An 11,736-nucleotide genomic window follows, 5' to 3' on the forward strand; every position below is an offset into this window, starting at 1 on the left:
TTGGCTGGGCCGCCCAGTCTTTGAGCAGGGTGGGGGTGGTGTCAAGTTCCCTGGAACGGCCTGCGGATTTAACGACCGCGGCCGGAGCCACTCAGGGGGCGTGCCCGGCCACTCGGTCCACGTGCCGGCGAACGACGTTTTTCCGCCGCAGCCTTGGCCAGCGCTGCGCGGCGAGCGGCGGCGGCGAATCCCGCTGCCGACTTTGCCGTCGATGCCCGCGCCCCGCGCTTGCCGGAGTCTGCGGTGGTCGCGGCCTGCTTTTCTTCCCGACGTTCGCGCCACACGACAAGGATGTTACCGATATGCTGGACCGGCGCTGCATCGAGCGTCGTGCACAGTTCATTCATCAACGCATCGCGCTGATCGCGCTCGGCGCCCTGAACGCGGACCTTGATCAGCTCGTGCGCTTGCAGCGAACGTTCGATTTCGGCAACGACGGCCGGGGCCAGTCCATTTCCCGCGATGGTCACGACGGGGTTCAGATGGTGGGCGCGGGCGCGTAGGTCGCGACGCTGGGCAGGACTGAGCTCGATCATTGATATTTTCTCCGTGGGGCGGGGATTCTACTCTTTTAAGCAGATGAAACGGAACAAGACGAGCAAGGCGTGGATGCATGAGCATCTCAACGACACCTATGTGCAACGCGCAAACGCAGAAGGCTACCGCGCGCGCGCGGCATACAAGCTGATGGAAATCGACGAACGCGATCATCTGCTCAAACCGGGACGGGTGGTTGTCGACCTCGGTGCAGCGCCGGGGTCGTGGTGCCAGGTGGCGCGCCAGCGCTGCGGTGCCAGCGGCAAGGTGTTTGCGCTGGACCTCTTGCCGGTTGAGCCGATTCCGGGTGTTGATTTTCTCCAGGGCGATTTTACCGAGGATGCGGTGCTTGCCGAACTTGAGGCTCGACTCGCGGGCGCGGCGCTGGACCTTGTACTTTCAGACATGGCCCCCAATCTATCGGGCGTGGCCACCGTCGATCAGGCTCGATCCATCCATCTTTGCGAATTGGCGCTGGATTTCGCCCAGCGCCACCTCAAGCCGGGCGGACAGTTTCTGGTCAAGGTATTCCAGGGTGAGGGTTTCATGGAGTTCCGACGCGCGATGGAAGGGGTATTTCTATCGGTACAGGTCCGCAAACCCAAGGCATCTCGCGACCGTAGTGCCGAGGTGTACCTGTTGGGAAGCGGTCTGCGCTGATGGAAGCGGCGGCTTTTTGATAGGGAGTCCCAATCGGACCCATTGGTTTGCGGGTGGGAACGATCCCCTCTAGAATGGGTCAATCGAACGCACGCCCATACCGGGCTTTCGGGGTAAGACGTTGAACAATCTCTTCAAGAATCTCGCGATCTGGATGGTCATCGGTGTGGTGCTGATGACGGTATTCAACCAGTTCAATGCGCGCCAGGCTGCGCCCAATACCATGGAGTACTCCCAATTCATGGAGGAGGCCAAGGCCGGGCGCATCGCGAAGGCCGTCATCGACGGTCGCGTCGTCAAGGCTACTACGCAGGAAGGTCGTTCAATCACCGTATACACCCCTGGCGTTCAGGATATCTGGATGGTCTCCGATCTGATGCGTTACGGTGTGTCCATAAATGCGAGCAAGCCGGAGGAGGAGCAGTCCTTCCTCACGAGCATCTTCGTTTCCTGGTTCCCGATGCTGCTGTTGATTGGCGTGTGGATCTTTTTCATGCGACAGATGCAGGGCGGTGGCAAGGGCGGGGCCTTTTCCTTCGGCAAGAGCAAGGCTCGAATGCTGGACGAGTCCGCCAATTCGGTAACTTTTGCCGATGTCGCCGGTTGTGATGAAGCCAAGGAGGAAGTTGCGGAGCTGGTCGAGTTCCTGCGCGATCCCTCCAAGTTTCAGAAGCTGGGAGGCCGGATTCCGAAGGGCGTGTTGATGGTCGGCTCGCCGGGTACCGGCAAGACCTTGCTCGCCAAGGCGATTGCCGGCGAAGCCAAGGTGCCGTTCTTCTCGATCTCAGGTTCCGACTTCGTCGAGATGTTTGTCGGTGTGGGCGCGGCCCGTGTCCGTGACATGTTCGAGCAGGCGAAGAAGCACGCGCCGTGCATCATCTTCATCGACGAAATCGATGCTGTCGGTCGCCAGCGTGGTGCCGGCATGGGGGGCGGTAACGACGAACGAGAGCAGACGCTCAACCAGCTGCTCGTCGAGATGGATGGTTTCGAGGGTCAGACCGGCGTGATCGTGATCGCGGCCACCAACCGACCCGACGTACTCGACCCCGCGCTTTTGCGTCCGGGGCGCTTCGATCGGCAGGTGGTGGTGTCGCTGCCTGATATTCGTGGGCGCGAGCAGATCCTCAAGGTCCACATGCGCAAGGTTCCGATCGCACCGGACGTCGATCCGCAGGTGCTGGCCCGCGGTACGCCGGGGTTCGCGGGTGCCGATCTTGCCAACCTGGTCAACGAAGCTGCCTTGTTCGCTGCCCGTGGCAACAAGCGGCTCGTCGACATGGAGGATTTTGAGCGCGCCAAGGACAAGATCATGATGGGCGCGGAGCGCCGTTCGGTGGTCATGCCCGAGGAAGAGCGCCGCAACACGGCCTACCATGAATCCGGGCACGCCGTGGTGGCACGGTTGCTCGACAAGACGGATCCGGTGCATAAGGTCACGATCATCCCGCGCGGTCGTGCGCTCGGCGTGACCATGCAATTGCCTACGGAAGATCGCTACAGCCAGGATCGCGAACGCCTGCTGCAGACGATTACCGTGCTGTTCGGTGGACGTATCGCCGAAGAGATCTTCATGAAGCAGATGACCACCGGCGCATCCAACGATTTCCAGCGAGCGACCGACTTGGCGCGCCGCATGGTGACGCAGTGGGGCATGTCGGACACGCTGGGGCCGATGGTGTACGGCGAGGAAGAAGGCGAGATCTTCCTTGGTCGTCAGGTCACGACGCACCGTAACGTGTCGGAAGCGACCATGCAGAAGGTGGATGCCGAGATTCGTCGCATCGTCGATCAGCAGTACGCGCTTGCGCGTCGCCTGATCGAGGAGAACAGCGACAAGGTGGAGGCAATGACGCATGCTCTGCTCGAGTGGGAAACCATAGACGCCGACCAGGTAAATGACATTATGGCAGGCCGTCCTCCGCGTCCGCCGAAGCCGGCCTCGGCTCCGGCGCCACGCTCGCGCGACGACTCCCCGGGTGCTGCGCCGACGGCTGCGGCGCCTGCAGCCTGATCGTTCGCGTCCTCCATACTGGGCCGGTGAGAACCGGCCCTTTTTCGTTTCACAGGTGGGGCATGTCGAAACTGCGATGCGGACGCTTCGAGGTCGATCTGGAGCGTCCCCAGATCATGGCCATCGTCAATGTCACCGATGACTCCTTTACCGGCGACGGTCTGCAAGGTGATCTTTCGGCGGCCATTCGCCGGGCTGAGACCGCGCTGAACGAAGGGGCTGACATCCTCGATATCGGCGCCGAGTCCACCCGGCCCGGTTCGGACCCGGTTTCGGAGCAACAGGAACTGGATCGCATTGTTCCCGTTGTCGAGGCGCTGGCGAACTGGGGGGTTCCCCTGTCGGTCGATACGCTCAAGCCGGCGGTGATGCGGGCGGCGATCGCCGCCGGCGCGGATCTCATCAACGACGTCAACGCCTTCCGCGCGCCGGGAGCCATCGATGCTGTCGCTGCCAGCGAAGTCGCGCTGTGCGTGATGCACATGCGTGGCGAGCCTCGGACCATGCAGCACGCGCCGGAGTATGGCGACGTCGTTGCCGAGGTGGCGGGCTTTCTCGATGAGCGTCTTTCAACACTGGAAACCGCCGGTGTCGCCATGGAGCGCATTGTCCTCGATCCCGGCTTTGGTTTCGGCAAGACGCTGGAACACAATCTGGCGTTGATGAGGAGCATGGCGGTCTTGCGCAGGCGCGATCTGCCGATACTTGCGGGACTGTCACGCAAGACCATGCTGGGCGCGATCACGGGCAAACCGGTTGCAGACCGGCTGGCGGCGAGCGTGGCGGCTGCGATGATCGCGGTGCAACGCGGGGCGGCCATCGTTCGCGTACACGACGTTGCACCGACCCGCGATGCGCTCCTTGTGATGCGGGCAATGTCATAATCCGCGCTTTGCGGAAAACGACCGAGGACGGGATGGGACGTAAGTATTTCGGAACGGATGGGGTTCGTGGGCGCGTCGGTGAGAAGCCGATTACGCCCGAATTCGTGATGCGTTTGGGTTACGCGGCCGGCGTGACCCTGGTGGCTCGTGAGCACCTTCCGGCAGGCGAGCGGCCCGCGATTCTTATCGGCAAGGACACGCGTGTGTCGGGCTACATGCTGGAGGCATCGTTGCAGGCGGGTTTTGCCGCCGCCGGTGTCGATGTCATGCTGGCGGGGCCGATTCCCACTCCTGCCGTGGCGTACCTGACGCGGGCCTTGCGCCTGCAGGCGGGGGTCGTGATCTCGGCTTCGCATAATCCCTTCTTTGACAACGGCATCAAGTTCTTTTCCGCGGGGGGAGCGAAGCTGCCTGATGCGGTAGAGGCGGAAATCGAGGACCGTCTGGAGCAGCCGATGGGTTGTGCCGATTCGGCGCGGCTGGGGCGGGCGCGTCGCATCAACGATGCTGCCGGGCGCTACATCGAGTTCTGCAAGAGTACCTTTCCCAATGAGCTCGACTTGCGTGGGCTGCGGATCGCGCTGGACTGCGCGCACGGGGCGGCGTATCACATTGCACCCAGCGTGTTTCACGAACTCGGGGCCGAGGTCATCACGGTCGGAGTCGAGCCGAATGGCTTGAATATCAATGACGATGTCGGGGCGACGCGGCCGGAACATCTGCGCCAGACCGTGCTCGCGCAAGGTGCTGATGTCGGTATCGCGTTGGACGGCGATGGCGACCGCGTGGTCATGGTCGACCGTCATGGCGAAATATACGACGGCGACAAACTGCTCTATGTGATCGCCGCTGCACGATGCGAGGAAGGCCGGCTTGAGGGCGTGGTCGGAACCTTGATGAGCAATCTCGGTTTCGAACACGCCGTCGGACGCCTCGGCGTGCCGTTTGCACGGGCCAAGGTCGGTGACCGCTACGTGCTCGAGATGCTGCATGAGCGGGGCTGGAAGATCGGTGGCGAGAATTCTGGCCACATCATCTGCCTCGACCGGCATAGCACTGGCGACGGCATCATCTCCGCACTGCAGGTATTGGCCGCACTCAAGCAGCGCGACCTGACGCTTGCCCAGGCGTGTGCAGACCTGGTCTTCTATCCGCAACGCCTGATCAACGTCAGGCTGCCGTTGGGTTTCGACTGGCAGGCCGATGTGGGGGTCTCAACTGCCAGGAACGAGGCCGAGCGGCAACTCGGGGACAGTGGCCGGGTGTTGCTGCGTCCGTCTGGAACCGAACCGTTGCTGCGGGTGATGGTGGAAGGCCGCGATGGCGCCTTGGTGGAAGCGCTGGCCCGACGGATAGCGGGTGCCGTTGAGGCTGCGGTCGCGGCTTGAGGTGCGTCGCGGAGCAGGGGCGGGGCCAGTCGGGCATCTGTGGAGAAGTCGGCCTTTGCCGAACCGCTTTCTTAAGCTAAGAAGACATGAAACGCGACTGTAACAATCGGCTGCTATCTTGCGCGCTCGGTTCCCTATTAGAGGTTGTCATGATTCGCTTCTCGAAGAAGTTCGCCTTTGTTGCCTCTTCCGCAATGCTGGTTGCCATGAGTGTCCAGGCCGCCGAAATTACCGGCGCGGGTGCGTCTTTTCCGGCTCCGATCTATGCCAAGTGGGCGGATGCATATCAAAAGGCTACCGGCAACAAGGTGAACTATCAGTCCATCGGTTCCGGCGGCGGGATTCGCCAGATCAACGCGAAGACGGTCGATTTCGGTGCCTCCGACATGCCGCTCAAGGGCGAGGAACTCGAGAAGGGCGGTCTGCAACAGTTTCCGACGGTGATCGGTGGCGTGGTGCCGGTGGTCAATCTGCCCGGCATCAAGGCCGGTGACATGAAGCTGACCGGTCAGCTTCTGGCCGACATCTACCAGGGCAAGATCGTCAACTGGAACGATAAGGCGATTGCTGCGCTGAATCCGGGTCTGAGCCTGCCTGATCAGGCGATCGGTGTGGTACGCCGCGCCGACGGTTCGGGTACGACCTTCGTCTTCACCAACTACCTGTCGAAGGTTTCGACGGACTGGAAGGACAAGATTGGCGAGGGCTCCGCGGTGCAGTGGCCGGTCGGTCTGGGGGGCAAGGGCAATGAGGGTGTCTCGGCCTTCGTGCAGCGTCTGCCGGGTGCGATCGGCTATGTCGAGTATGCCTACGCCAAGCAGAACAAGCTGGCCTACACCCTGGTTCAGAACAAGAATGGCGAATTCGTGTCGCCGACCGACGACGCGTTCGCTGCTGCTGCTGCGGGCGCCGACTGGTCGAAGTCGAACTTCTACGAGATCCTGACCGAACAGGCTGGGAAGGGTGCCTGGCCGATCACCGCGGCGACCTTCATCCTGATGCACAAGGTCCAGGACAAGCCGCAGCAGGCCGTTGAAGTGCTCAAGTTCTTCGACTGGGCTTACAAGAACGGTGGCAATATGGCGGCCGAACTTGACTACGTACCGCTGCCGGCTGCGACCCTGAAGCTGATCCGCACCTCCTGGGGTCAGATGAAGGATGCATCGGGCAAGTCGGTCTTCTCCGCCGAATAAAGCGAGCGTCAGCGCGTGGTTCTGCGTAACCAGAAGCCAGAGGCCGAAGAGGCCTTTGGCTTGAATCTCTCTGCGGGCGGCGTTCGGGCGGCGGTTCCTACTGGAGCGAGCATGCGGGCGACCGAATTCAAATCTTCCGTGGTTTCAAAATTGGGCGATCGGGTTTTCGCGACGCTCTCACGATCGTTCGCTTTCCTGACGCTGGTCCTGCTGGCCGGCATTGTCGTTGCGCTGACCTATGCATCCTGGCCGAGCATCGAAGCGTTCGGAATCGGTTTCCTGTTCTCGTCGGACTGGAATCCGCCGATGGAGAAGTTCGGTGCGCTGATTCCAATTTACGGTACCGTGGTGACGTCCGTCATCGCCCTGTTGATTGCGGTGCCGGTCAGTTTCGGTATTGCGCTTTTCCTGACCGAGTTGTCCCCGACCTGGTTGAGGCGTCCGCTGGGAACGGCCGTGGAGTTGCTCGCCGCGATTCCCAGTATCGTTTATGGCATGTGGGGCCTGCTGGTGTTCGCCCCCATCTTTGCGAAGTACGTGCAGCCGGTACTGCAAGCGACACTGGGAAAGCTGCCTGTGGTCGGTCAGCTGTTTGCGGGGGCCCCGCTCGGGATCGGCTTGCTCTGCGCGGGCATTATTCTCGCGATCATGATCATCCCCTACATCGCTTCTGTCATGCGCGACGTGTTCGAAGTGACGCCGGCGATGCTCAAGGAGTCGGCCTACGGTGTTGGCTGCACGACCTGGGAGGTCATGTGGGGTGTTGTACTGCCTTACACCAAGACGGGTGTGATTGGTGGCGTGATGCTCGGGCTCGGGCGAGCGCTTGGTGAAACGATGGCGGTTACCTTCGTCATCGGCAATACCAACTTCCTCAACTCGGCATCACTGTTCGACCCGGGTAACAGCATCACTTCTGCGCTCGCCAATGAGTTCGCCGAGGCCGATCCGGGTTTGCATACGGCCGCACTGATGGAACTCGGCCTGATCCTGTTTGCGATCACGCTCATCGTCCTCGTCGTTTCCAAGCTCCTGCTCCTGCGGCTCGCCCAGGGCGAAGGCGCGAAGAGCTGAGTAACCACCCATGAACCTGCTCACAAGAAGAAAACTGGTCAACAAGCTGGCCTTGACCCTGTCGATGTCGGCAATGGCCTTCGGACTGTTCTGGCTGGCGTGGATCCTGTTCACCGTCCTCGAACTCGGTGTGTCGGGCCTTTCGGCGACGTTATTCACCGAGATGACGCCACCACCGGGCGACGATGTCGGTGGTCTCGCCAATGCGATCGTCGGCAGCCTGCTGATGGTTACACTCGCGACCGCGGTCGGTACGCCTATCGGTGTCCTGGCCGGGGTGTACCTTGCCGAGTACGGCCGTTTCACCGTGCTGGGGAAGACCACCCGTTTCATCAACGACTTGCTGTTGTCGGCACCGTCGATCGTCATCGGCCTGTTCGTATATGCGGTCGTGGTTGCCAAAACAGGGAAGTTTTCCGCTTGGTCGGGTGTGATCGCGCTTGCCTTGATCGTGCTGCCGGTGGTGGTCCGCACGACCGAGAACATGCTGCAACTGATCCCCAATACCTTGCGTGAGGCTGCATTCGCGCTCGGAGCGCCGAAGAGCGTGGTGATCTCCAAGGTTACGTTGCGCGCTGCGCGTGCAGGTGTCGTCACCGGAGTTCTGCTCGCGGTTGCGCGGATTGCCGGTGAAACGGCGCCTTTGCTCTTTACCGCACTGTCGAATCAGTTCTGGAGCCTCAGCATGACCGAGCCGATGGCCAATCTGCCGGTCACCATTTTCAAGTTTGCGATGAGCCCATTCACGAACTGGCAGCAGCTGGCGTGGGCGGGGGTGTTCCTGATCACCCTGGGTGTGCTCGTTCTGAACATCATTGCCCGGGTTTTCCTGCGGGCTGAAAAGATCAACTAAGGCTCGGCGCTGAGCTCACGATTCGGGACCAAAATGGAAATCACTGACGCGCAGATCGAATTCAAGGATTTCAACTTCTTCTACGGGAAGTTCCACGCGCTCAAGAACGTCAATTTCAAGATGGCACGCCACAAGGTCACGGCCTTCATCGGACCGTCCGGTTGCGGCAAGTCGACCCTGTTGCGTACGATCAACCGGATGTACGACCTTTACCCGGAGCAGCGCGCCGAAGGGCAGTTGCTGTTCGACGGTCGCAATCTGCTGGACCGCGACGTAGATGTGAGCGTGCTGCGGGCGAAGATTGGAATGGTGTTCCAGAAGCCCACGCCGTTCCCGATGTCGATCTACGACAACATTGCATTCGGTGTCAGATTGCACGAGAAGTTGTCAGTCAATCAGATGGATGAGCGGGTGGAATGGGCCTTGCGTAAGGCTGCGCTGTGGGATGAGGTCAAGGACAAGCTCAAGCAAAGCGGCATGAGCCTGTCGGGTGGCCAGCAGCAGCGCCTTTGCATTGCACGCGGCATTGCGGTAAAGCCCGAGGTGATCCTGCTGGATGAGCCGACGTCGGCGCTCGATCCGATTTCCACATCGAGGATTGAGGAACTGGTCGACGAGCTGAAAAAGGAATTCACGATCGTTATCGTGACGCACAACATGCAGCAGGCGGCGCGGATTTCCGACTACACCGCCTATATGTACCTGGGCGAGATGGTCGAGTTCGGCGTCACCGACGAGGTGTTCCTGAAGCCGAAGAAGAAGGAGACCGAAGACTACATCACCGGTCGCTTCGGATGATGTGAAAGAGCGGGGCGCTGGGCGCCCCATTTTTTTGCTTAATTATTTGAATATTATTGAATTATTGTAGTTTTGAATACGACAACCACGGGGTGCTTGACGTACGGAGTGGGCTGGTCGTGGGGCTTCGTTGTTACATGTAACAACGCTGAAATGAAGCGGTACTAATGTAGCCGACCCTTCAGGTTCGATACGGTCGCGTTCGATGAGCATACGTCGGCATCTCCTGCTTCTCCTTACTGTTGCCGCTGTCGCCTTGCTCGGCGTTGGGGGTGCGGCCCTGCAACAGTTTCAGCGCGGTGCAAACATGACGAGAGTGCTTACTGAGCAGACGGTTCCGGCCTTTCTGGCCGCAGCTGAGATTTCGTCCGACCTGAAATCCCTGCATGTGGTTGTGAGCACCTCGGCAGATGAAACCGGGAGCGGCACCGTGGAGCAGCTTGCCGAGCGAGTCGCGGAGAGCCAGCGGACTCTCCGCCAGCAACTCGAAGCTCAGTTCGCCACTGCGATCGGTGATACACAGGAAGGCCTGATCAGACAGGCGATGACCAGTCTGGACGGCTACTTTGAGGTGGTGGACCAGGTGATTGACCTGCGCAAGCAAGGGCAGCCGCTCATTGCAGGAGCTGTTCTCGCCGGCAACGCTGCACCGCAGTTGCAGGAACTTGAGCAGGTTCTCAGTACCTTGCTGGTCGAAAAGCGCAGGGCAAAGGAGGACTCGCTCCGCGCAATTGATGCTGCGGGGCAGCAGGCCATGCTCGTCATCTCTCTGGTGTTGCTCGCTGCGCTGATCGTACTGGTGAGCTTGGGGTATCGGCTGTCGCGCCGCATCACCTTGCCGTTGCGGGAGATGGAGCAGGCCATGGTGCAGATATCCTGCGACCTCGACTTCACCCGGCGAGTCCCCGTGAGCCGCGACGATGAGGTCGGGCAGTCAGTACGCGCATTCAACGCCTTGATCGATGTGGTGCGCCGCAGTCTTGCGGACATGGCGGACGTCATCCGAAGCAACGAGATCATCGCCGCAAGAATGCAGCGGTCGGCGTTGGAGCTCGTGGAAATAGCATCCGGAGGAAGCGCCTCGTCGCGGGACATACAGACGGCGGTCAAGGAGGTCCAGGCCCAGATGCTGCGGATCGATGCGGACACGCGGCAGGCGGGGCGTGCCACGGAAATCTCGGGCCGGCAGGCGACCGACAACGGACGGGTGATACGCGAAGCGGCAGAGCGGATCAATGCACTGGCGGGTGGTGTCGAGGCCGCCGCACAACGTGTCTATGCCCTGGCCGCAGCAAGCGGAAAGATCTCCAGCCAACTCAAGGAAATACACGAAATTGCCGATCAGACCAATCTTCTTGCGCTCAACGCGGCAATCGAAGCCGCGCGTGCGGGAGAGTCTGGGAGAGGCTTTGCGGTTGTAGCGGACGAGGTCCGCAAGCTGGCAGAGCGTGTCACCGCCGCGACGCTGTCCATTTCCGAGCAGGTCAGGGGTATCGATGCAACGGCGGGCGATTCCACCCGACAAATGCAACGGGTGGTCGAAGAAATCAGCCACAACATAGCGCTTACCTCAGCCGCCGGCGATGCGATGGCTGACATCGAGACAGCGGCTCGCCAGGTGGTCGCCACGGTGGACCAGATCGGTCGCCAGGTCGCGGTCGGGCATGCCTCCAGCGCGCAGATCGTGGCGCAGGTGGACACGATCGAGGGGCTGATGCGCCAGGCTCAGAATGCCGCCGACCGTACGCGCGAGTGTGCCGATTCCACCCGCGAGACCTCCGGGCGCATGTCGGACATCGTTGGCCGCTTCCGAATCGCTTAGCTGCTGCTCCTCAGGGCAGCGTCGAGCTGGTCGACCACTTCGGCCCAATCCGCATCCTCCGCAATCTCCTCGCGCAGGAAAGCGGCCTGAGACGGATTCCAGAACGGCGCCTCCGCAAGCCGGAGGTGGTCGGCGAGCGGGGCATGCGTTCTGATGAAGCGGGTGATGGATTCGGCGTCGGCCGCGAGCCCGAGTTGGGCGAACAGATCGGGCAATTGATGAATGGATTTTTCCATGACGTCGGCTCCTAATGAGCGCAGCCGGACCCGTCGTGGCCCGGGGGCTGCACGTTGCGCGAATGCCGCGTTGGCTGCAGCAGTTCGTCCAGTCGTTTATAGCTCATCTACGACACAAGCTCACCCCGTCCCTTGGCGCCCGCCAGGGGGATGTGAGATGTGGTGATGAGTTCGCTGTCTCCACCGAGTCTGCGCCGCGCCCCCTCCCGGGCCCGCCGGCTCTTGGTGGCGGGGCGGGTGTCGAGGATGAGGGGCGGATCCCCAAGGTACTCCGGCG

11 protein-coding genes are annotated in these 11,736 nt (G+C 61.4%); 9 read left to right on the top strand and 2 right to left on the bottom strand.

The genetic code is table 11. The features are described from left to right. Positions 1-68: 68 nt before the first annotated feature. Positions 69-536 (bottom strand): ribosome assembly RNA-binding protein YhbY, encoded by a 468-nt coding sequence (gene yhbY, locus CJ010_RS08690; RefSeq protein WP_141017667.1) that lies wholly within the window; start codon positions 534-536, stop codon positions 69-71. 43 nt (positions 537-579) lie between these two features. On the opposite strand from yhbY, the gene CJ010_RS08695 reads away from it, so the two are divergent. From CJ010_RS08695 to CJ010_RS08735, 9 genes are all read left to right on the top strand, one after another. Beyond that, the gene (locus CJ010_RS08695) at positions 580-1,197 is read left to right on the top strand and encodes an RlmE family RNA methyltransferase (protein ID WP_141017668.1); all 618 of its coding nucleotides are present in this window, start codon (positions 580-582) and stop codon (positions 1,195-1,197) included. A 121-nt stretch (positions 1,198-1,318) separates the two neighbouring features. After that, positions 1,319-3,211: an ATP-dependent zinc metalloprotease FtsH gene (gene ftsH, locus CJ010_RS08700; protein ID WP_141017669.1), complete on the top strand. Its 1,893-nt coding sequence runs from the start codon at positions 1,319-1,321 to the stop codon at positions 3,209-3,211. Between the two features lie 62 nt (positions 3,212-3,273). Further along, complete coding sequence (gene folP / locus CJ010_RS08705) at positions 3,274-4,095, top strand: dihydropteroate synthase (protein ID WP_141017670.1); 822 nt, start codon at positions 3,274-3,276, stop codon at positions 4,093-4,095. A gap of 32 nt (positions 4,096-4,127) precedes the next feature. After that, positions 4,128-5,483: a phosphoglucosamine mutase gene (gene glmM / locus CJ010_RS08710; RefSeq protein WP_141017671.1), complete on the top strand. Its 1,356-nt coding sequence runs from the start codon at positions 4,128-4,130 to the stop codon at positions 5,481-5,483. A 149-nt stretch (positions 5,484-5,632) separates the two neighbouring features. Continuing rightward, positions 5,633-6,676, top strand: a complete 1,044-nt coding sequence (gene pstS, locus CJ010_RS08715; RefSeq protein ID WP_141017672.1) for a phosphate ABC transporter substrate-binding protein PstS — start codon at positions 5,633-5,635, stop codon at positions 6,674-6,676. Between the two features lie 111 nt (positions 6,677-6,787). Further along, positions 6,788-7,750, top strand: a complete 963-nt coding sequence (gene pstC, locus CJ010_RS08720) for a phosphate ABC transporter permease PstC (protein WP_141017673.1) — start codon at positions 6,788-6,790, stop codon at positions 7,748-7,750. Positions 7,751-7,760: 10 nt separating this feature from the next. Beyond that, complete coding sequence (gene pstA / locus CJ010_RS08725) at positions 7,761-8,603, top strand: phosphate ABC transporter permease PstA (RefSeq protein WP_141017674.1); 843 nt, start codon at positions 7,761-7,763, stop codon at positions 8,601-8,603. A 33-nt stretch (positions 8,604-8,636) separates the two neighbouring features. Then, a complete protein-coding gene (gene pstB / locus CJ010_RS08730; RefSeq protein WP_141017675.1) occupies positions 8,637-9,401 on the top strand; it encodes a phosphate ABC transporter ATP-binding protein PstB in 765 nt (254 codons plus the stop codon). A 205-nt stretch (positions 9,402-9,606) separates the two neighbouring features. Then, positions 9,607-11,223 (top strand): methyl-accepting chemotaxis protein, encoded by a 1,617-nt coding sequence (locus CJ010_RS08735; RefSeq protein WP_141017676.1) that lies wholly within the window; start codon positions 9,607-9,609, stop codon positions 11,221-11,223. Here the strand turns inward: CJ010_RS08735 and CJ010_RS08740 are convergent. Next, on the bottom strand, positions 11,220-11,459 hold the full coding sequence (locus CJ010_RS08740; RefSeq protein ID WP_141017677.1) for a DUF2789 domain-containing protein: 240 nt from the start codon (positions 11,457-11,459) through the stop codon (positions 11,220-11,222). The genes CJ010_RS08735 and CJ010_RS08740 overlap by 4 nt on opposite strands. Between the last annotated feature and the right edge of the window lie 277 nt (positions 11,460-11,736).

The sequence above is a fragment of the Azoarcus sp. DD4 genome (assembly GCF_006496635.1).
Classification (GTDB): domain Bacteria; phylum Pseudomonadota; class Gammaproteobacteria; order Burkholderiales; family Rhodocyclaceae; genus Azoarcus.

Excerpts from the sequence above, each read along its gene's own strand:
- yhbY (WP_141017667.1), bottom strand. The coding sequence starts at position 536 with ATGATCGAGCTCAGTCCTGCCCAGCGTCGCGACCTACGCGCCCGCGCC.
- CJ010_RS08695 (WP_141017668.1), top strand. The coding sequence starts at position 580 with ATGAAACGGAACAAGACGAGCAAGGCGTGGATGCATGAGCATCTCAAC.
- folP (WP_141017670.1), top strand. The coding sequence starts at position 3,274 with ATGTCGAAACTGCGATGCGGACGCTTCGAGGTCGATCTGGAGCGTCCC.
- glmM (WP_141017671.1), top strand. The coding sequence starts at position 4,128 with ATGGGACGTAAGTATTTCGGAACGGATGGGGTTCGTGGGCGCGTCGGT.
- pstS (WP_141017672.1), top strand. The coding sequence starts at position 5,633 with ATGATTCGCTTCTCGAAGAAGTTCGCCTTTGTTGCCTCTTCCGCAATG.
- pstC (WP_141017673.1), top strand. The coding sequence starts at position 6,788 with ATGCGGGCGACCGAATTCAAATCTTCCGTGGTTTCAAAATTGGGCGAT.
- pstA (WP_141017674.1), top strand. The coding sequence starts at position 7,761 with ATGAACCTGCTCACAAGAAGAAAACTGGTCAACAAGCTGGCCTTGACC.
- pstB (WP_141017675.1), top strand. The coding sequence starts at position 8,637 with ATGGAAATCACTGACGCGCAGATCGAATTCAAGGATTTCAACTTCTTC.
- CJ010_RS08735 (WP_141017676.1), top strand. The coding sequence starts at position 9,607 with ATGAGCATACGTCGGCATCTCCTGCTTCTCCTTACTGTTGCCGCTGTC.
- CJ010_RS08740 (WP_141017677.1), bottom strand. The coding sequence starts at position 11,459 with ATGGAAAAATCCATTCATCAATTGCCCGATCTGTTCGCCCAACTCGGG.